Consider the following 17,437-nt stretch of genomic DNA (forward strand, 5'->3'; position numbering starts at 1 on the left):
CCGCGCCGCGCGTGCGTCAGCCGACCTTGCGACCCCGCATCGGTTCCGTCCGTGCCCCCGCCCCTTGCTGGAGCCCCTGCAGGAACTCCTCGATCACCTCGGTCGCCGTGTACTCCGGCTGCCAGCCGAGTTCGGTGTGCGCGCGGTGGCAGTCCATGAGCGGCAGCCGGACGACGGCGTCGAAAAGGTGCGGGGAGGCCGGCAGCAGATGCAGTCCCCACGCGGCGGCGATCGCCGAGCGGGCCGCGGTCCGGGGCAGCCGTACCGGGCGGCTCCCGAGCAGCTTGCCCAGCAGTGCCGCGTCGACCGGCGGCTCGGCCGCCAGATTGAAGGCGCCCCGGGCGTCCGAACCCACCGCGAGCAGATACGCCCTGGCCGCGTCGTCGGTGTGCAGTGCCTGTACGCGCAGCCCGGGTATGTCGGGCAGGAACGGCAGCAGCTCGGGACGGGCCAGCGGCCCCGGAAGGAACTTCCCGCCGAAGATCCGGCGCTGCTCGCTCGCCGACTCGCGTTTGAACAGGAAGGCGGGCCGCATCCGCACCACCCGGATCCCGGGGTGCTCGCGCTCGAACGTGTCGAGGGTGCGTTCCAGGTAGGCCTTCTCCCGGCAGTACGCGGCGTCCGGCCAGCCGTGTGTCGGCCACGACTCGTCCACGGCGTCGTCCTTGGGCCCCGGCGAGTAGGCGCCCACCGAGGAGGCATGGACCAGCGTCGGCACGCCCGCCGCGGCGACCGCGTCGAAGACCCGGATGCCGCCGAGCACGTTCGTGCGCCAGGTCGTGGCCGGATCGTGCGTCGGCTGGAAGGCCCAGGCCAGATGGATCACGGCGTCGGCGCCCAGGAACTCCCTGACGAGATCGACCTGTTCGGACGCGATGTCGACCGCCGACCAGTCGGTCTTCGGCGGCTGCCACTCGGGAAACCGACGCGCCAGCCCCAGCACGGACCCGACCTGCGGGTCCTCCGAGAGAAGGCGTACGACACTGGTGCCGACGTTGCCGGTGGCGCCGGTGACGACGATCCTGTTGCCCGCTGCGTTGCTCACGTTCGGCTCCTCTCGGGCGTACTCCGCCGCGAGGGACCGAGTACCCGGACGCGTGAGCGCATACGCAGCAATGTGCACGCAGGGGAAAGCCCCGACCGGACGGGGGATTCCGGCCGGGGCGGCCATGTGGTGGGCACGGATGGCGGTCGCCTCTCGGCGAAAGGCTCCACAGGGCTTCAGCCGAACGATCGTCCCTGTGGGCAAAAGGTGAGGCCCGGGGACACTGTCCCATCCGCACCCACGGCGTGTTCAACGGGCGGACACCCCCGGGTGTTCCGCCCAGCGCCGCACAGGGCGGTGATGTGTGTCACCTCCGGCGACGGCTCAGCTCAGCGCGCCGTCCGGCAGGGAGGCGAGCAGATGGGCGGGGTCGTCGTAGATCGCGTCCGCCCCGGACTCCTCCAGGTCGGCCCGCGGGATCCCGCCGCAGAGCACGCCCACGCAGCGCACCCCGGCCCTGCTGCCCGCCTGCATGTCCCACACGGTGTCGCCGACGAACACGGCCCGCTCGGCGGGCACACCGGCGAGCTCGAGGGCGTGGGTGACGGGCTCGGGCGCCGGCTTGCCCGCCGTCACGTCGTCGGGCACTGGCCGTGGCGGTGATCGCCTCGTCCGCGTCGATGGCGCGGCGCAGCGCGGTCAGTTCCGGACCGCCCGCCGAGGTCGCGAGCACCACGGTCCACCCGTCCCAGTGCAGCCGGCGCAGCAGCCGACCGGCGTCGGGCAGTGCGGGCAGCCGGTCGAAGTACTGACCGTAGAGGACCTTGTGCGCGGTGCTGAGCTCGTCGTCGCGCTCCGTGTCCCGGTCGTCGCCGAGCAGGTGCGCGATCAGGTCGGAGGCGCTCAGGCCCACCGCGCGGTGGATGGCGTGCATGGGGATCCGGTGCCCCGCCTGCCGGAAGGCCTCCCACCAGGTCGCGACATGCAGGTGGTTGGTGTCGACGAGCGTTCCGTCGACGTCGAACACGGCCGCGCGGTCCATGGCCAGTCCCTTTCGCTCTGCCTCATCAGCCGCACGAGTACCACGCGGCGGTCCGCCAAGTCGTCCCGCTCATGGGTCACCCCGCCCCGGCCGGAATCCGCCCCTCCCGCGTCCAGGCCAGCAACTCGTCCGCCGGCCACGTCGTCACCACCCGTTCCGCGGGCACCCCGCACTCCTCCGCCCGCGCGCAGCCGTGGATCTGCCAGTCCAGCTGCCCCGGGGCGTGCGCGTCGGTGTCGATCGCGAAGAGAACGTCGGCCGCCACGGCCCGGCGCAGCAGCCGACGGGGCGGGTCGAGCCGCTCCGGGCGGCTGTTGATCTCCACCGCCGTGCCCGACTCGGCGCACGCCGCGAACACCTCGTCGGCGTCGAACTCCGACTCCGGCCGCCCCCGCCCGGTCACCAGCCGCCCGGTGCAGTGGCCGAGGACGTCCGCATGCGGACTGCGTACGGCGGTCACCATGCGGCGGGTCATCGAGCGGGCATCCATACGCAGCTTGGAGTGCACGGACACCACCACGACGTCGAGCCGCTCGAGCAGCTCCGGCTCCTGGTCGAGCGAGCCGTCCTCGAGGATGTCGCACTCGATGCCGGTCAGCAGCCGGAACGGAGCCCAGGTCCGGTTGAGGTCCGCCACCACGTCCAGCTGTTCGCGCAGCCGGTCGGCGGACAGCCCGCGGGCCACGGTCAGCCGTGGCGAGTGGTCGGTGAGCGCTGTCCACTCGTGTCCGAGCGCCGCCGCGGCCCGGCCCATCTCGTCGATCGGACTGCCGCCGTCCGACCAGTCGGAGTGCACATGGCAGTCCCCGCGCAGCCGCGCCCGCAGCCCCTCACCGCCCCGGACCCGCGGGTCGACCCGGTCCGTCTCGTCCTCCAGCTGCTCCAGATAGCCGGGCACCTGCCCGGCCAGCGCCTCCCGCACCACCTGTGCGGTCTTCGGGCCGATTCCCTTGAGGGACTCCAGCGACCCGGCGGCGGCCCGCTCGCGCACCTCGTCCTCCGGCAGCGCCTTCAGCACCCGCGCCGCGCTGCGGAAGGCACGGACGCGGTACGTCGGAGCCAGGGACCGCTCCAGCAGGAAGGCGATCCGGTCCAGGGCCTCGACGGGATCCATCGCCACCTCCTCCGGGGACTCCTCCAGGGTTCCCCAGCAGCGCGGCGGCCGCACGGCGGCCGGCACTCGGCCACCACCGGGGCCACGAGCCGCTCGTCGAGCAGACGCACGAGGGTCGCGACGGCCGGATCCGACTTACGCTCGATGTCATGACCGAAATCGCGAGCCCCCATATCTCCCACCCGCGGATCATGGTGCTCGGCGTTCAGCCCGGGCGGCCGCCCTTCCGCATCGTGGAGATAGACGGTGAAGTGGTCGGGGCGGCGCGGGCCGTCACCGACGTCCTGGAGACCGCCGCCGCGTTCGGCATCACGGTCCACGACCTCGACGATCCGGAGGTGGTGCGATGGGTGGGCGGCGACAAGTTCACCTGGACCCCCCACTAGGACCGGTGGGGCTCAGCCGACCGTCCACTTCTGGTTGGCGCCGCCCGTGCAGGTCCAGATCTGCAACCGGGTGCCGTTGGCCGAGCTGTTGCCGGTGACGTCGAGACACTTGTCGGCCTGCGGATTGACGATGTCGCGCGCCGCGGTGACGACCCATCGCTGGTTCGCGCCTCCCGTGCAGTCCCACAGCTGCACGGTCGAGCCGTCCGCGGTGCCGTGGCCGGTGACGTCCAGGCACTTGCCGAGCGCCCGGATCGTCCCGTCCGAGCCGACGGTCCACTGCTGCGCGCCGGAGCCGTTGCAGTCGTACAGCTGTACGGGAGTGCCGTTGGCGGAGTTCGCCCCGGCGACATCCACGCACTTGCCGGCCAGCCCTCTGATCGCCACGCCGGTCGCCGTGTCGCTGGTCGTCACCGACACATGGTCCACCACGAGCTGCTGCGGGAAGACCGTGGAGCCGTCCGGGTCGCCGGGCCAGTAGCCGCCCACCGCCAGGTTCATGATCAGGAAGAACGGCTTGTTGAACACCCAGGTCCTTCCGCCCAGGTCGGCGGGGGTTCGGCGCTGGTAGACGTTCCCGTCGACGGACCAGGTGATCGAGTCGGGTGCCCAGTCGACGGCGAAGGTGTGGAAGCCGTCCGCGAAGGCCTGGCCGTTCGGCAGGGAGTAGGCGGCGCCGATGCCGCCCGAGCCGAAGTAGCCGGGGCCGTGGATCGTGCCGTGGACCGTCGAGGGCTCGTAGCCGACGTTCTCCATGATGTCGATCTCGCCCGAGTCCGGCCAGCCGACGTCGCCCAGGTCGTTGCCCAGCATCCAGAACGCCGGCCACATGCCCTGCCCGCGCGGGATCTTCATCCGGGCCTCGACGTGCCCGTACTGCGCGGTGAACTTCCCCGCGGTGTTCAGCCGGGCGGAGGTGTACTCGCAACGGCCGTACCAACACTGGTAGTTGGCCGGGTTCTCGCGGCGGGCCGTGATGACGAGGTGGCCCTGTCCGTCGAGGGCGGCGTTGTCGGTGCCGGGTGTGTAGTACTGCCGTTCGTGGTTGTTGACGTTGTCGCCGGTCTCGATCTGCCACTTGGAGGAGTCGACCGCTGCCCCGGCGGGGCCGTCGAACGTGTCGGAGAAGGTCACCGCCCGGACGCCCGCAGGCTCTGCCCGGGCGGGGGCGATCGCGGCGGACGCGACGAGTACGGCGGACAGCACGGCGAGCAGACAGCTGCGGAACAGGCGTGGCGAGGGCAAGGGTTCTCCCTTCCGTGCGGCGGGCCTCGGGGTGCGGCTGCGCCGACTGAGGTGGAGGGTGAAGGGGTCACCTTGATTCAAGAGGTGGGGTAAGGGGCCGTCAATACCCTGGTATGGACCAATAGTTGAGGCTCGGCCTCAGCGGCGTACATGCACCGCCCGGCCCAGCCGACGCCCCAGCAGCAGATAGCCCGCCAGTGCTCCCACGGTGTTGAGGATGACGTCGTCGATGTCGAAGGCGCGGCCCGTGACCACCGCCCCCTGGGTCAGCTCCACCAGGAGCATGACGACCGCGGTCAGCAGCAGCACGCGCAGGATCCCCCGCGCCCGCGGCGCGAGCACCGGCACCAGTATCCCGAAGGGCACCCCGAGCAGCAGATTGCCGCCGATCTGCCGGATCGCGTCACGCAGCGCCGGCTGGTCCAGATAGGCCTGGAGGGAGCGGCCCGGCCGCAGATTGCTGTGCGTCAGCGCCTCGGAGGCGGGGGAGGGCTGCAGGGTCACCCGGGCCAGCACGACCGCGAAGGCCACCATGACGGCGAAGGCGCACGCCATCGCCAGTGCACGGCCGATCAGGGGAAGCAGCCGCCGCGGTGCGCGCGCCTTCCGGGCGGGGGGCTTGGCGGGCGGCTTGGCGGGGCGTGGGCGGGACAGGATGCGGGACAGCAAGGCTGCACGGGCCATTCGGTCCTCCAGTCTTCAACTTCCCATCTCTGTAAGGCGGTTACCCCCGGACACGACAACGATGCCGCGACCCGCCGCCGCGGTTTCGCCCCCTGCAGCCAGGGCACTCCGCCGGAGACCCGCGCGCGCCGCCCTGGCGTCCACTCGGGCTGGTGCTTTGATGACACGGCGTGATGACACAGCGTGACACGACGAGCCGCGGAGGTGGCCGCCCATGACCCGGCGTACGACTCTGCTCGCGCTGGCCGAGGTACTGGCCTGGTGGGTGCCGCTCACCGGGTTGTGGCTGGTCCTCGTCAGCGCGGTCGACACCCTGGAGCTCGCCGTGGGCGCGGGCTCCGCCGGCGTGTCCGCGCTCGCGGCACGCGCCGCGCGACGGGCGGTGACCGGATCGTGAACGGCTGGACGCTCGCGGCGGCCGTCACGCTCGGTGTCGGTCTGGCGGCCACCCTGTGGGGCGTGGCCACGGGACCGCTCAGCCACCGCGTCGCGGCCCAGAACCTGTCCACCGCCCTCGCCTGTCCCGGTCTGCTGCTGCTCTCCCAGGGCTACGACCGTCCGTCGTACGTCGATCTCGCGCTGGTCCTCGCCGTCCTGGGCCCCGTCGGCACCCTCGTGTTCGCGCGGCTGCTCGTCGGTGAACTGGCCGACGACCCGCCGCCCGCCCGGTGGCCGACCTGGGCGGCCGCCGGCCTCGGCGCGGCCGTCGTCCTGGCGCTGTGCGCGGCGACCGGGCCCGGCCGCCGGACCGTCAAGCTCCTGGTGGCCGGGGCGCTGCTGATCGGCGGGAACCTCGTTGCCGCACACGCGGCGGCCGGGGGATTCCGGGAGGTCCGCCGTGGCTGACGCGGTCGTCGTCATCGCGCTGCTGCTCGTGGCCGCGGGTGCGACCCTCGCCGTCGCGGTCCGCGACCCGGTGCGCCAGGCCCTCGTCCTGTCCGTCCTAGGCGTCGTGCTCGCCGTGCTGTTCACGGCGCTCCAGGCGCCCGACGTCGGCCTGTCGCAACTGGCCGCCGGCTCCGCCGTCACACCGCTGTTGCTGCTGCTCACCGTCCGCAAGGCCAGGCGGCGCGCACAGCAGAAGGGGCGGGCGAGGTGAACCGGCGCGCCCGGCTGTGGCTCGTGGCCGTCGGCGGCTCGGGACTCGCCGCGCTGCTCGTCGCCGCCTGCCTGCAGATGCCGGACTTCGGCGGCGAGAGGCATCCGTACGGCGACCGGGCCGTGCGCGCGTCCCTCGACCGGCACACCGCCAACACCGTCGCCTCCGTCAACTTCGACCAGCGCGCCTTCGACACCCTCGGCGAGCTGAGCATCCTGTTCGCCGCCGTGCTGGGCTGCGTCGTCCTGCTGCGCCAGACCCGCGACGAACACCGCGCCCGGCCCGAACCCGCCGACGTGGACCCGCCGGTACGCCGCTACGCCCTGATCGTCCTGCCCGTCGCCCTGCTCACCGGCCTCTACGTCATCGCACACGGCCAGCTCAGCCCCGGCGGCGGCTTCCAGGGCGGCGTCGTCGCCGCGACCGCCCTGCACCTGCTCTACCTCGGCGCCGACTACCGCGCCCTGGAACGCATCCGGCCGGTCGGTCTGTACGAGGTCGGCGACGCGGCCGCCACCTGCGCCTACCTCGTCCTGGGCCTCGCGGGCGTCCTCGCGGGCACCGCCTTCCTCGCCAACACCCTGCTGCCGTACGGCACGTTCAACACGCTGTCCTCCGGCGGCACCGTGCCGCTGCTGAACGCGACCATCGGCATGGAGGTCGCCTGCGCGGTCGTCGTCCTGCTCGCCCGCTTCCTGGACCAGGCCGTCGAGATCGAGGATGAGAACGAGGACGTGAGGCCGCTGTGATGGACGTACTGCCGTACCTGGTCGCCGCCTGGGTCTTTCTGGCCGGCTGCTACGGGCTGGCCACCAGCCGCAATCTGATCCACGCCGTCGGCTGTCTGTCCGTCTGCCAGGCCGCCACGTACGTGCTGCTGGTGGCCGTCGGCTACCGCGACGGTGCCACCGCTCCGGTGTACTCCGACACCGAGCCCGGCTCCCGCCCGGTCGTCGACCCGATCGTCCAGGCGCTCGCCCTCACCGACGTGGTCGTCGGCGCCACCGTCACCGCCCTGCTGCTCGCGCTGGTCATGCAGACCGCCAAGCGGCACGGCACCGTCGACCCCGACGAGCTCTCCGAGCTGCGCGGCTGATGCACCACCTGCTGCCGCTCCTCGTCGCCGTCCCCCTGCTCGGCGCCGCCGCGCTGGTCGCCGCGGGCCGCAGGCTGCCCCGCGTCGTCGCCGAGACGGCCGGCTGCCTGGTCGCCGGGGGAACCGCCGCGCTCGCCGTCCTCCTGCTGCTCAACTCCTCGCCGCCCAGGACCGAATGGGTCGGCGGCTGGACGCCGGTGAACGGGCAGAGCGTCGGCATCGTCCTGGTCGGCGACGGACCCGGCCTCGGCATGGCCGCGCTCGCCTCGCTGCTCACGCTCGCCGCCCTGGTGTACTCCTGGCACTACTTCGACGAACCGCCCCGCCGGCATGCCGGCTCCTACCCCGCGCTCATGCTGGTGTTCCAGGCCGGCATGTGCGGCTTCGCGATCACCGGCGACCTGTTCAACGCGTTCGTCTTCTTCGAGCTGATGAGTGTCGTGGCGTACGCGCTCACCGGCTACCGCGTCGAGGAGGCCAAGGCCGTGCAGGGTGCGCTGACCTTCGGTGTCGTCAACTCCCTGGGCGCGTACGCCATGCTGATGGGCATCGGGCTGCTGTATGCGCGCACCGGTGAGCTGGCCATGGTGCAGATCGGCCGCGGACTGGACGCGCACGGCGGGCCCGACGCGCTGGTTCTCGCGGGCTTCGTCCTCGTCCTGACCGGGCTGCTGGTCAAGGCCGCCGCCGTGCCCTTCCACTTCTGGCTGCCGGACGCCCACGCCGTCGCCCCGACCCCGGTGTGCATGCTGCTGTCGGGTGTCATGGTCGAACTCGGCGTCTACGGCGTCTGGCGGGTGTACGGGACCGTGTTCGCCGGTCCCGGCGGAATCCCGGCGGCCGACCTGGAACGGGTCCTCGTCGCGATGGGCGCGCTGACGGCGGCCGTCGGTGCCGTGATGTGCTGGTACCAGCGGCACATCAAACGCCTGCTCGCCTACTCGACCGTCGCCCACACCGGTCTGTTCCTGATCGGCATCGGCGTGCTGACCCCGGAGGCGGACGACGGAGTCGCCCTGTACGTCCTCGGCCACGCCGGTGTGAAGGCCGCGCTGTTCGCCTGCACCGGCATCCTGCTCGACCGCCACGGCACCGTCGACGAGCACACCCTGCACGGGCGGGCCCGGCAACTGCGCGGTGTCGCCGTGCTGTTCGCGGCCGGCGCCCTGGGTCTCGCCGGGCTGCCGCCGTTCGGCACGGCACTCGGCAAGGCGGTCACGGAGGAGGCCGCGGGCGGCCCGCTCACCGTGTTGTACGTGCTCGCCTCGGCGGTCACGGCGGGAGCGGTACTGCGGGTCGCCGCGCGTGTGTTCCTCGGCCTCGGGCCCCCGCCGCCGGAGGCGGGGGAGTACGAGACGACCGGCTCCGGGGAGGAGCCCGAGACCCGTGGACGGATCGGTTTCGTGCCCGACACCATGACGGCCGTCCCGGCGCTGCTGCTCGCGGGAGCCCTTGCCGTCGGGGCGACGCCCGGTTTCGGCGACATGGTGGCGCATGCCGTGAACGAGGCCGGCTCCGGCGGGGCCGTCGTCGCCGTGCACTGGACACCGCTCGGCATCCTGCTGGGCTTCGTGTCGACCCTGCTGGCCGTGGGCCTGGCCGCCGTTGCCGTCACCCGCCCGAAGCTGCTCGCCGCCCCGGACCGGGCGCTGCCGCTGCGGCGCCTGCAGTCCGGGCACGTCGGGGACTACGTGGCCTGGCTGCTGGTGGGCGCCACGCTGCTCGGCGTGCTCACCCTGCCCGGCGTTCCGGCCACCTGATCAGGTTCCGTAGGTGACCCGCACCTCCTTGAAGCCGAGGGAGCCCAGCAGGCCTTCCAGCATGGCGGTGGTGTTGGACTCGGCCCGCGCGGTGAGCTCGCTCTCCTTCGCCGCGGCACGGATGTGCCGCACCGCGAGCTGCTGCACGGCCTGTTCGCTGTTCGGGTTGTCCGAAAACAGATCACCCAGCCGGTCGAGCAGACCGCGCTGCTTGGACACGGCGTAGGAGCGGTCGGTGTCGAGGGCGGGATCGCCGAGTGCCGCGTGCGGCAGCCGGAGCGTGGCGGACGTACGGTCCTCGTCGACCGTCACGTCGTCCTCGCCGACCCTGCCGAGGTCGACATAGGCGTCGACGGTGCCCGCGCCGACGTACAGGGTCCGGGTGCCGCGAATCGCGTCGGGCAGATACTTGGTGTCCTTCTCCAGATCGACGACGACCTGGAAGTTGCCGGAGGCGGCGTCGTAACGGCTGATGTCCTGGATCGACTTGAGCAGGGCCGGACCCGAGCGGTCATGCGTCTCGGTGCCGAACAGATCCCGCAGTCCCGGCAGCACGCTCAGCCGGATCCCGGCGAACAGCACGACGAGCACCAGCACGACGGCGCTCACGGCCTTCGCCCAGCCGGGCAGGCGCCGGGGGAGGCGCTTGATGGAAGTCGTCATGGCGACGGTCCTCCTTCCTCCTGTCCACATGCCCCTCAAATCCCTTGCCAGACCGCATGGTTGACCGATGTACGACGGATGAGGGGGAGCGCTGTCCAGTCAGACGGCGGGTGTCCCGGGCCGCGGGAGGGCCGCGTCCAGCGTCGGCTGCGGCGGCAACAGCCGCGACAGGCCGGTGACCCGCAGGACGCGCAGGGTCAGCGGGTGGGTGCAGACGAGGTGGAGTTGCCCGTCGTGGGCGAGGACCCGGCTGCGGGCCCGGTACAGCAGACGCAACCCGGAGGCGTCGAAGAACTCGACCCTGTTGAGGTCGATCACGATGCGGGGGGCGGGCCGCGCCGTCACCTCGTCCAGGTGCGGGAGGATCTCCGCCGCGGAGAGCATGTCGATCTCCCCGCGGAACTCCAGGACCGTGTGCCCCCGCTCCTGGTGGATGCGCAGATGCCGGGTGAGCGGCGCAGCCTCCTGCCCCACGACGACCTCGCCTCCAAGCGGCCTGACGAGCCCACAACTGCAGGCCCCGCCCTGCAAGTTACCTCCGATGGAGTGAATTCCAGCATGTTCGATTGACATATGTCATCGAAATTGAGACTGAGTTCATTCGTGGTTCGGGGGTTCTGCAGGGCGGGGGCGGGAGCCCGGCGGTCAGTCGACCAGCAGGACCAGCTTCCCGGTGGTGCGGCCGGTGTCGCCGAGCGCGTGGGCCTTGGCGGCCTCGGCCAGCGGGAAGGTGCCCGCGATCGTCGCGCGCAGCCGGCCGTCCTCGACGAGCCCGGCGATGGCGTTCATGCCGGTGTGGTCGGCGTCGACGAGCATCCGGACCGCCCGGACGCCGAGCCGCTCGGCCTCCTCGTAGAAGTCGTCCGAACCGACCGGCAGGATCGAGACCACGAGCCCGCCGGGGCGCAGCACGCGCAGCGAGCGCACGGCGGTCTCGCCGCCGATGGTGTCCAGCGCGACGTCGACGTCCCGCACCGCCTCCGCGAAGTCGGTCGTCCGGTAGTCGATCGCCTCGTCCACGCCGATCTCGCGCAGGAAGTCGTGCTTGCCCGCGCTCGCCGTACCGATCACATACGCGCCTCGCGCCTTGGCGATCTGCACCGCCACATGCCCGACCCCGCCGGCCGCGGCATGGATCAGCACCCGCTGTCCCGGCTGCACGTCCGCCCGCTCCACCAACGCCTGCCACGCGGTCAGCGAGACCAGCGGCAGTGCGCCCGCCTGCGTGTGGTCGATCCCGGCGGGCTTCAGTGCGAAGGCGCGGGCCGGGCCGGTGACGTACTCGGCGTGCGAGCCGTGACCGAACGGGTACGGCAGCATGCCGAAAACCTCGTCGCCGGGCTTGAACAGGGCGACGCCGATCCCGGTCGCCTCGACCACGCCGGACACGTCCCAGCCGAGGACGAAGGGCGGCTGCCCCAGGAAGCCGCCGGAGGCGCGGTGCTTCCAGTCGGTCGGGTTGACGCCGGCGGCCCGTACCCGGACCAGGACCTCGTTCGGCCGTGGGGCCGGCCGCTCGATCCGTACTTCCTTCAGTACCTCGGGCCCGCCGAGGACATCCTGACTGATGGCTCGCATGGTGTTCACATCGCTCATGGTGCTCCAGCCTGCCGCGGTCGGCCCGCCGGGAGAATGGCAAGATTGCCAACCTTCGATAGGATCGTGCCATGCATGGCAGTGGCAGTGGCAGTGGCAGTGGCAATCGGCAGACGCACCGGGTCGCGGTCCTCGCGCTCGACGGTGTCTACCCCTTCGAGCTCGGCATCCCGGCGCGCATCTTCGGCGCCGCCGACGGCCGGTACGAGGTGCTGACCTGCACCGTCGACGGCCGCCCGGTGCGCACCAACGCCGACTTCACCGTCACCGTCGAACACGGCCCCGAAGCCCTGGACACGGCGGACACCGTGGTCGTCGCGCCCATCGCACCGCAGTCCGTCTCCACCGACCTCCCGGACGAGGTCGCCGCCGCGCTCGCCCGGATCCGGCCCGGCACCCGCATCGTCTCCATCTGCACCGCCGCCTTCGTGCTGGCCGCGGCCGGGCTGCTGGACGGCCGCAGGGCCACCACCCACTGGCAGCTCGCCGACGAGTTCCGGCGCAGGTACCCGCACATCGACCTCGACCCGGACGTGCTCTTCGTCGACGACGACCCCGTCCTGACCTCGGCCGGAGCAGCCTCCGGCATCGACGTCTGCCTGCATGTGGTGCGCAAGGACCACGGCAGCCGACTCGCCAACACAGTCGCCCGCCGCTGCGTGGTGCCGCCGTTCCGGGACGGCGGGCAGGCGCAGTACATCGAGCGGCCCGTCCCCGAGTCCGGCGCCGCGAGCACGGCCGCCACTCGCGCCTGGGCCCTCGAACGCCTCGACGAACCGCTGACCCTCGACGACCTCGCGGCCCACGCCCGGATGAGCCGACGCACCTTCGCCCGCCGCTTCAACGACGAGGTGGGCCTCAGCCCCGGCCGCTGGCTGATCCAGCAACGCGTCGCCCGGGCCCGGCACCTGCTGGAATCCAGCGACCTCCCCGTGGACACGATCGCCGGCCAGGTCGGCTTCGCCACAGCCGCGTCCCTGCGCCAGCACCTGCACACGGCGATCGGCGTGTCACCCCAGACGTACCGGCGGACGTTCCAGACGACACGCTGACGCTCGGCTGCTCGCCCTCCGCTCGGCCGGGGCACAAAGGCCATATGTCGATTAACGCCTTCCTGGCGGAGAGTGACGGAACCCTCACGTCCGCGACCCCCTGAGGTTGATCCTTTCGGGTCGGAACCAGATAAGCTCCCGTCCGGCGCTGCGAGTTGACGCGATCGCGACGGGTCGGCTCACGGTGCGTACTCATGAGTGCGGTCCCCTTGCACACCCCCCTTGCACATCCCCCCGTTCGATCGTGTTGCTTCGAAGGATGCAGATGGAACTCGCCACTCCGCCCCCGGCGGCGCGGGCCCCTGTCGCCTGGTACAGCTGGTGGCTGATGCCACTGGCCTTAGGAGGAGGAACGGTTGCCGCCACGTTCATGAGCTCGGAGCGAATAACCGCGGCCGTCGCCGGAGCCGCGGCGACCGCGGCGAGCTCCGTGTGCGTACGGCTGCTGATCCGCACCCAGGCGCAACTGCGCCGCGCGGAGGGCAGCTTCCGCACCTCGCAGGCCGAGCACTCGCAGCAGTGGCAGCAGCATGTGGCGGGCCTGGAGCGCAAGCACTCCGCCGAGCGCGCCGCCCACGAGGCCCAACTCGCCGACCAGTCACGGGCGTACGAGACACGGCTGGCCGAGCAGGCCGAGAGCTACGAGGTACGCCTCACCGAGCAGGCCGACGGCTACCAGGCGCAGCTCGCCGAGCAGGCCCGCAGCCACGAGGCGCAGCTCGCCGAGCAGACCGCCGGCTGGCAGGAACAACTCGCCCACCAGCAGGCAGCGGTGGCCCGCCTCGCCGACGAGCAGCTCCCTGACGCGCTGAAGCGGCTGCGCGCCGGTGACGCCATCGACGACCTGCTGCCCTCCGTCAACCAGTGCGCCAAGGTCGCTCCCGAACTCCAGGCCGATCTGCGCAAGGTACTGCGGACCGCCCTGATCGGCGTCGAGGAGGAGTTCAACCGCTCCACCTCCGCCGAGCAGGCCGTGATCAGCATCGGCAACCGCATCCACGTCCTGACCAGCAAGCTCCGCGGCCGGCTGCACGAGATGCAGGGCGAGCACGGCCGGCTGCCGGCCGTCGCGCGCGGCCTGATGGAGCTCGACCAGGCGATCGGCCCCGCCGACTGCCTCGCCGCCAGCATCAGCGTGCTCGGCGGCTCCGACCGGCCGGGCCGGCAGTGGCAGGAGCCGCAGCGCCTGCTCAGCGTGGTCCGCGGCGGCATCGGCCGGATCAAGGAGTTCCACCGCGTCGAGGTGCGCCACCTGCCCGAACTCGGCGTCGACGGCGGCCTGGTGGACCACCTCACGCTGGTCTTCGCCCACCTGCTGGACAACGCCACGCGCTACTCGCCGCCCACCGAGCCGGTGATCGTCTCCGGCAAGGAGGTCCCGAACGGCGTCGGCATCGAGATCCAGGACTCCGGCAAGGGCCTGAGCGAGGAGAAGAAGCGCGAGGCCGAGCACGCCCTCGCCGGTACCGCGCCCGGCGCGGGGCTCGGCGGCATCTCGGAGGACGCGAACATCGGTCTGCGCGTCGTCGGCATCCTCGCCCGCCGGTACGGCATCCGCGTCACCTTCGCGGACTCGCCGTGGCTGGGCACTTCGGTGGTGGTCGTGGTTCCGCACAAGTACTTCAGCCCGCTGCCCGCGGCCGCCTCCGCCGCCCCGGCGGCGACCGCCCCGACGGCGCAGGCCGCCCCGTCCGCCCCGGCCCGCGAGCAGCGCGACGCGGCAGCGGACCCGGCCGACACCGACGACGCCGTGGACACCACGCCCGGCGGCCTGCCCCGGCGCCGCAGCAAGCGGCACGAGGCGGCACGCCACGAGCCGGCCGAGCGCCCGGAGCGGACGGAGGAGACGACGAGCGTTGCCGCCGTTCCGCCCGACGCGTCCTTCGCCGGCCTGGCCGCCTTCGCCACCGCGGGCCGCGAGCCCGGCGAGGAAGGCGCGACGGCCGACCGCTGTGAGTCCACCGAGCAGCACCGCACTGAAGAGAGCGACAAGTCCACATGACGCAGCAGGGAACCGATGTGAGCTGGGCGCTCCGCGATCTGGTGGAGTCGATCCCGGAGATCCGCTTCGCCCTCGTGGCCTCCAGCGACGGCAAGGCCATCACCTCCTACGGCGCCGAGGACCCCGACGACGTCGACCGCTTCGCGGCCGTGGTGGCCGGACTGCAGGCGCTGGCACAGCCGGTCGCCGAGCAGTTCCCCAAGTACGCGGGGCACCTCAGGCTGGCGATGATCGAGGTCGACGGCGGCCACCTCTTCGTCGTACGAGCCGGGGTGGAGACCTATCTCGGCGTCCTCGCCCGGGAAGGCCTCGACCAGGGCCTGCTCGGCCACCAGATGAGGGACCTGGCGCGCAGGATGGGTGAGTTGCTCGGCACCACTCCGCGCCTGGAGGAGCACTCTGGATGAGTGCTCCCCGCCGGCCCACGAACCCGTCCGGTCTCGAGCGCTACTACGTCCTCACCAAAGGACGCAGCGGACCGGGCGGTTCGGCGTCGAGTCTCGACGTGGCGACCCTCATCGTCTCCCGCACCAGCCCCGCACCGGGGATGCAGTACGAGCACGAGGAGATCCTCCGGCGCTGCCGCGATCCGCTGTCGGTGGCCGAACTCGGCGCCCACCTCGGATTGCCCTTCAACATTCTCGCGGTGCTGCTGACGGATCTGCTGGAGGCAGGCCACGTCGAAGCCCGTGACCCCATCCCGGCGCACCACGCCGGCCGCGGGCCGGACCTCGCGCTCCTTGAGGAGGTACTCAGTGGACTTGAAAGGCTTTGACCGTCCCGGTGGGCCGGGTGGCGGGGGCACCCGCTCGGTCAAGGTGATGATCGCCGGTGGCTTCGGCACGGGGAAGACCACCATGGTCCGCTCGGTCAGCGACATCAAGCCGCTCACCACCGAGGAGACCCTCACCCAGGCCAGCGCGGACGTCGACCACCTCATCGGCGTCGCCGACAAGACGGAGACCACCGTCAGCCTGGACTTCGGGAAGATCAGCCTCAACGACAGCCTGATGCTGTACCTGTTCGGCACGCCGGGCCAGGAGCGCTTCTGGTTCCTGTGGAACGGCCTGTTCAAGGGCGCGCTCGGCGCGATCGTCCTGGTGGACACTCGCCGCCTCGCCTCCAGCTTCCGGGCGATCGAAGAGATGGAGCGGCAGAACGTCCCGTTCGTCGTCGCGCTGAACGTCTTCCCCGACTCCAAGGACTATCCGGTCGAGGAGATCCGGGACGCCCTCGACATCTCCCCGCACACCCCGATCGTGGCCTGCGACGCCCGCGACCGGGCCTCCAGCCGTGACGTCCTGGTCACCCTGATACGTCACTTGAAGGAACGCTCTGCCGTCGCACTGGAGTCCCGATGAACGCCCAGCCCTTAAACGATCCCGATACGCCCCGCGGTTGCCCCTTCGGCCATGACACCGAGCTCACCCGGCTGTACGGGCCGGAGGCGGCGACCGACCCGCGCGGCATCTACGAGCGGCTGCGCAAGGAGCACGGCTCCGTCGCGCCGGTGCTGCTGGAGGGCGACATCCCCGCCTGGCTGGTACTGGGCTACCGGGACAGCCGGCGAGTGCTCGACAATCCCCTCCAGTTCCCCCGGGACGCGCGGATCTGGCGGGACTGGCGGGAGGGCCGGATCGCGGACAACTCTCCGCTGGTTCCGATGCTCGCCTGGCGCCCCGACTGTGTGTCCCAGGACGGCGAGGCTCACCGCCGACTGCGCGGTGCCGTCAGCGACGGGCTGCAGTCCGCCGCCGACCGCGGTGTCCGGCGCCACGCCACGCACTTCGCCAACAAGCAGATCGACGCGTTCGCGGACTCCGGCCGCGCCGATCTGGTGGCGGACTACGCCGACTATCTGCCGATGCTCGTGATCGCCCGCGTTCTGGGGCTTGCCGAGGCGGAGGGGCGTCGCCTGGTCGAGTCCTGCGCTCAGGTGATGAAGGGCGGCGAGGACGCCGTCACGCACGACGGCGTGATCAGGGAGATCTTCGGTGAACTCGCCGAGCGCAGGCGGTCCGAACCCGGCTCCGACCTCGCCACCGGCCTGCTGGAGCATCACGCGGCGCTCGACCACGACGAGGTCGTGGCCCACCTGCGCGCGGTGCTGATCGCCGCGCACGTCACGACCAACCTGCTGGCCCGGGTGCTGGAGCTGGTCCTGACCGACGCCTCCCGGCTCTCCGGGCTGATCAGCGGTCAGCTGAACATCTCGGCGGTGGTGGAGGAGGCCATGTGGAACTCTCCGCCGCTGGCCGTCCTGCCGGGGCGCTTCGCCGCCAGCGATGTCGAACTGGGCGGGCACCGCATCGAGGAGGGCGACCTGCTCGTTCTCGGTCTGGCCCCGGGCAACCTCGACCCCGAGGTCCGGCCCGACCCGGATGTCTCGGTGCAGGGCAACCAGGCGCACCTGGCGTTCGGCGCGGGCCCGCACGAGTGCCCCGGGCAGAACATCGGGATGTCCATCATCGAGATCGCGGTGGACGTCCTGCTGCACCGTCTGCCGGGCCTGCACCTGGCCGTGCCGCCGGAGGAGCTCACCTCGACCGCGTCCACATGGATGTCCCTGCTGGACAGCCTGCCGGTCGAGTTCGAGGTGTAGGCCCTGAGACGCCGCTGCCCCGCCGGGGGGCCCCCCCGGGGCGCGGGGGGGGGGAACACCGCGCCGGGGTGTTGGGGGGGGCCGGGGGCCACAGCCCCGGGCCGGGGCGGG

At 72.0% G+C, this 17,437-nt stretch carries 20 protein-coding genes and 1 pseudogene; 13 read left to right on the forward strand and 8 right to left on the reverse strand.

The genetic code is table 11. The annotated features are described in order from the left end of the window. Nucleotides 1-16: 16 nt before the first annotated feature. From ACFVJQ_RS13175 to ACFVJQ_RS13185, 3 genes and pseudogenes are all read right to left on the reverse strand, one after another. Complete coding sequence (locus ACFVJQ_RS13175; RefSeq protein ID WP_385515711.1) at nt 17-1,045, reverse strand: SDR family oxidoreductase; 1,029 nt, start codon at nt 1,043-1,045, stop codon at nt 17-19. A gap of 324 nt (nt 1,046-1,369) precedes the next feature. Further along, nucleotides 1,370-2,027 (reverse strand): annotated as a pseudogene (locus ACFVJQ_RS13180) (HAD family hydrolase). Between the two features lie 76 nt (nt 2,028-2,103). Next, nucleotides 2,104-3,141 carry a PHP domain-containing protein gene (locus ACFVJQ_RS13185; RefSeq protein ID WP_385515709.1) on the reverse strand — a complete coding sequence of 346 codons (1,038 nt, stop codon included), beginning with the start codon at nt 3,139-3,141 and terminating at the stop codon, nt 2,104-2,106. A gap of 149 nt (nt 3,142-3,290) precedes the next feature. On the opposite strand from ACFVJQ_RS13185, the gene ACFVJQ_RS13190 reads away from it, so the two are divergent. Beyond that, nucleotides 3,291-3,527 carry a hypothetical protein gene (locus ACFVJQ_RS13190; RefSeq protein ID WP_385515708.1) on the forward strand — a complete coding sequence of 79 codons (237 nt, stop codon included), beginning with the start codon at nt 3,291-3,293 and terminating at the stop codon, nt 3,525-3,527. A 12-nt stretch (nt 3,528-3,539) separates the two neighbouring features. Here ACFVJQ_RS13190 and ACFVJQ_RS13195 read toward each other — a convergent pair whose 3' ends face one another. Further along, nucleotides 3,540-4,772, reverse strand: a complete 1,233-nt coding sequence (locus tag ACFVJQ_RS13195) for a ricin-type beta-trefoil lectin domain protein (protein ID WP_385515707.1) — start codon at nt 4,770-4,772, stop codon at nt 3,540-3,542. Nucleotides 4,773-4,910: 138 nt separating this feature from the next. After that, nucleotides 4,911-5,456 carry a VanZ family protein gene (locus tag ACFVJQ_RS13200; protein ID WP_385515706.1) on the reverse strand — a complete coding sequence of 182 codons (546 nt, stop codon included), beginning with the start codon at nt 5,454-5,456 and terminating at the stop codon, nt 4,911-4,913. A gap of 214 nt (nt 5,457-5,670) precedes the next feature. On the opposite strand from ACFVJQ_RS13200, the gene ACFVJQ_RS13205 reads away from it, so the two are divergent. The 6 genes from ACFVJQ_RS13205 to ACFVJQ_RS13230 are packed head-to-tail and all read left to right on the forward strand — an operon-like array spanning nt 5,671 to nt 9,411. Further along, nucleotides 5,671-5,853, forward strand: a complete 183-nt coding sequence (locus ACFVJQ_RS13205; protein WP_385515705.1) for a hypothetical protein — start codon at nt 5,671-5,673, stop codon at nt 5,851-5,853. After that, on the forward strand, nt 5,850-6,302 hold the full coding sequence (locus ACFVJQ_RS13210) for a monovalent cation/H+ antiporter complex subunit F (RefSeq protein ID WP_385783421.1): 453 nt from the start codon (nt 5,850-5,852) through the stop codon (nt 6,300-6,302). Before ACFVJQ_RS13205 ends, ACFVJQ_RS13210 begins: the two co-directional genes overlap by 4 nt. After that, nucleotides 6,295-6,555: a hydrogenase subunit MbhD domain-containing protein gene (locus tag ACFVJQ_RS13215; RefSeq protein ID WP_385267607.1), complete on the forward strand. Its 261-nt coding sequence runs from the start codon at nt 6,295-6,297 to the stop codon at nt 6,553-6,555. The genes ACFVJQ_RS13210 and ACFVJQ_RS13215 overlap by 8 nt, the downstream gene beginning before the upstream one ends. Further along, nucleotides 6,552-7,304 (forward strand): MnhB domain-containing protein, encoded by a 753-nt coding sequence (locus ACFVJQ_RS13220; RefSeq protein ID WP_385515702.1) that lies wholly within the window; start codon nt 6,552-6,554, stop codon nt 7,302-7,304. The genes ACFVJQ_RS13215 and ACFVJQ_RS13220 overlap by 4 nt, the downstream gene beginning before the upstream one ends. Continuing rightward, entirely contained in the window at nt 7,304-7,651 is a 348-nt protein-coding gene (locus tag ACFVJQ_RS13225) for a sodium:proton antiporter (RefSeq protein WP_385515701.1), read from the forward strand. The genes ACFVJQ_RS13220 and ACFVJQ_RS13225 overlap by 1 nt, the downstream gene beginning before the upstream one ends. Beyond that, nucleotides 7,651-9,411 (forward strand): complex I subunit 5 family protein, encoded by a 1,761-nt coding sequence (locus ACFVJQ_RS13230; protein WP_385783426.1) that lies wholly within the window; start codon nt 7,651-7,653, stop codon nt 9,409-9,411. Before ACFVJQ_RS13225 ends, ACFVJQ_RS13230 begins: the two co-directional genes overlap by 1 nt. Here ACFVJQ_RS13230 and ACFVJQ_RS13235 read toward each other — a convergent pair whose 3' ends face one another. From ACFVJQ_RS13235 to ACFVJQ_RS13245, 3 genes are all read right to left on the reverse strand, one after another. After that, the gene (locus tag ACFVJQ_RS13235) at nt 9,412-10,074 is read right to left on the reverse strand and encodes a DUF4230 domain-containing protein (RefSeq protein WP_385783429.1); all 663 of its coding nucleotides are present in this window, start codon (nt 10,072-10,074) and stop codon (nt 9,412-9,414) included. Between the two features lie 99 nt (nt 10,075-10,173). Beyond that, nucleotides 10,174-10,548 carry an anti-sigma factor antagonist gene (locus ACFVJQ_RS13240; protein WP_385515698.1) on the reverse strand — a complete coding sequence of 125 codons (375 nt, stop codon included), beginning with the start codon at nt 10,546-10,548 and terminating at the stop codon, nt 10,174-10,176. 171 nt (nt 10,549-10,719) lie between these two features. Further along, nucleotides 10,720-11,670 (reverse strand): NADP-dependent oxidoreductase, encoded by a 951-nt coding sequence (locus ACFVJQ_RS13245; protein ID WP_385515697.1) that lies wholly within the window; start codon nt 11,668-11,670, stop codon nt 10,720-10,722. A gap of 71 nt (nt 11,671-11,741) precedes the next feature. On the opposite strand from ACFVJQ_RS13245, the gene ACFVJQ_RS13250 reads away from it, so the two are divergent. From ACFVJQ_RS13250 to ACFVJQ_RS13275, 6 genes are all read left to right on the forward strand, one after another. Then, nucleotides 11,742-12,722 carry a GlxA family transcriptional regulator gene (locus ACFVJQ_RS13250; protein WP_385783432.1) on the forward strand — a complete coding sequence of 327 codons (981 nt, stop codon included), beginning with the start codon at nt 11,742-11,744 and terminating at the stop codon, nt 12,720-12,722. Nucleotides 12,723-12,987: 265 nt separating this feature from the next. Continuing rightward, a complete protein-coding gene (locus ACFVJQ_RS13255; RefSeq protein ID WP_385783435.1) occupies nt 12,988-14,724 on the forward strand; it encodes an ATP-binding protein in 1,737 nt (578 codons plus the stop codon). After that, the gene (locus tag ACFVJQ_RS13260; RefSeq protein ID WP_385515694.1) at nt 14,721-15,131 is read left to right on the forward strand and encodes a roadblock/LC7 domain-containing protein; all 411 of its coding nucleotides are present in this window, start codon (nt 14,721-14,723) and stop codon (nt 15,129-15,131) included. Before ACFVJQ_RS13255 ends, ACFVJQ_RS13260 begins: the two co-directional genes overlap by 4 nt. Further along, a complete protein-coding gene (locus ACFVJQ_RS13265; protein WP_385515693.1) occupies nt 15,128-15,499 on the forward strand; it encodes a DUF742 domain-containing protein in 372 nt (123 codons plus the stop codon). The genes ACFVJQ_RS13260 and ACFVJQ_RS13265 overlap by 4 nt, the downstream gene beginning before the upstream one ends. Beyond that, nucleotides 15,480-16,085, forward strand: a complete 606-nt coding sequence (locus tag ACFVJQ_RS13270) for an ATP/GTP-binding protein (RefSeq protein WP_224737533.1) — start codon at nt 15,480-15,482, stop codon at nt 16,083-16,085. The genes ACFVJQ_RS13265 and ACFVJQ_RS13270 overlap by 20 nt, the downstream gene beginning before the upstream one ends. Beyond that, nucleotides 16,082-17,326, forward strand: a complete 1,245-nt coding sequence (locus tag ACFVJQ_RS13275) for a cytochrome P450 (RefSeq protein ID WP_385783439.1) — start codon at nt 16,082-16,084, stop codon at nt 17,324-17,326. Before ACFVJQ_RS13270 ends, ACFVJQ_RS13275 begins: the two co-directional genes overlap by 4 nt. Nucleotides 17,327-17,437 lie beyond the last annotated feature (111 nt).

This window comes from Streptomyces sp. NPDC127197 (genome assembly GCF_042672405.1).
GTDB lineage: Bacteria > Actinomycetota > Actinomycetes > Streptomycetales > Streptomycetaceae > Streptomyces > Streptomyces flavusporus.

Bases quoted from the DNA above. Each gene is read 5' to 3' on its own strand.
- ACFVJQ_RS13185 (WP_385515709.1), bottom strand. From the start codon at position 3,141: ATGGATCCCGTCGAGGCCCTGGACCGGATCGCCTTCCTGCTGGAGCGG.
- ACFVJQ_RS13190 (WP_385515708.1), top strand. From the start codon at position 3,291: ATGACCGAAATCGCGAGCCCCCATATCTCCCACCCGCGGATCATGGTG.
- ACFVJQ_RS13200 (WP_385515706.1), bottom strand. From the start codon at position 5,456: ATGGCCCGTGCAGCCTTGCTGTCCCGCATCCTGTCCCGCCCACGCCCC.
- ACFVJQ_RS13205 (WP_385515705.1), top strand. From the start codon at position 5,671: ATGACCCGGCGTACGACTCTGCTCGCGCTGGCCGAGGTACTGGCCTGG.
- ACFVJQ_RS13225 (WP_385515701.1), top strand. From the start codon at position 7,304: ATGGACGTACTGCCGTACCTGGTCGCCGCCTGGGTCTTTCTGGCCGGC.
- ACFVJQ_RS13230 (WP_385783426.1), top strand. From the start codon at position 7,651: ATGCACCACCTGCTGCCGCTCCTCGTCGCCGTCCCCCTGCTCGGCGCC.
- ACFVJQ_RS13235 (WP_385783429.1), bottom strand. From the start codon at position 10,074: ATGACGACTTCCATCAAGCGCCTCCCCCGGCGCCTGCCCGGCTGGGCG.
- ACFVJQ_RS13245 (WP_385515697.1), bottom strand. From the start codon at position 11,670: ATGAGCGATGTGAACACCATGCGAGCCATCAGTCAGGATGTCCTCGGC.
- ACFVJQ_RS13250 (WP_385783432.1), top strand. From the start codon at position 11,742: ATGCATGGCAGTGGCAGTGGCAGTGGCAGTGGCAATCGGCAGACGCAC.
- ACFVJQ_RS13255 (WP_385783435.1), top strand. From the start codon at position 12,988: ATGGAACTCGCCACTCCGCCCCCGGCGGCGCGGGCCCCTGTCGCCTGG.
- ACFVJQ_RS13260 (WP_385515694.1), top strand. From the start codon at position 14,721: ATGACGCAGCAGGGAACCGATGTGAGCTGGGCGCTCCGCGATCTGGTG.
- ACFVJQ_RS13265 (WP_385515693.1), top strand. From the start codon at position 15,128: ATGAGTGCTCCCCGCCGGCCCACGAACCCGTCCGGTCTCGAGCGCTAC.
- ACFVJQ_RS13275 (WP_385783439.1), top strand. From the start codon at position 16,082: ATGAACGCCCAGCCCTTAAACGATCCCGATACGCCCCGCGGTTGCCCC.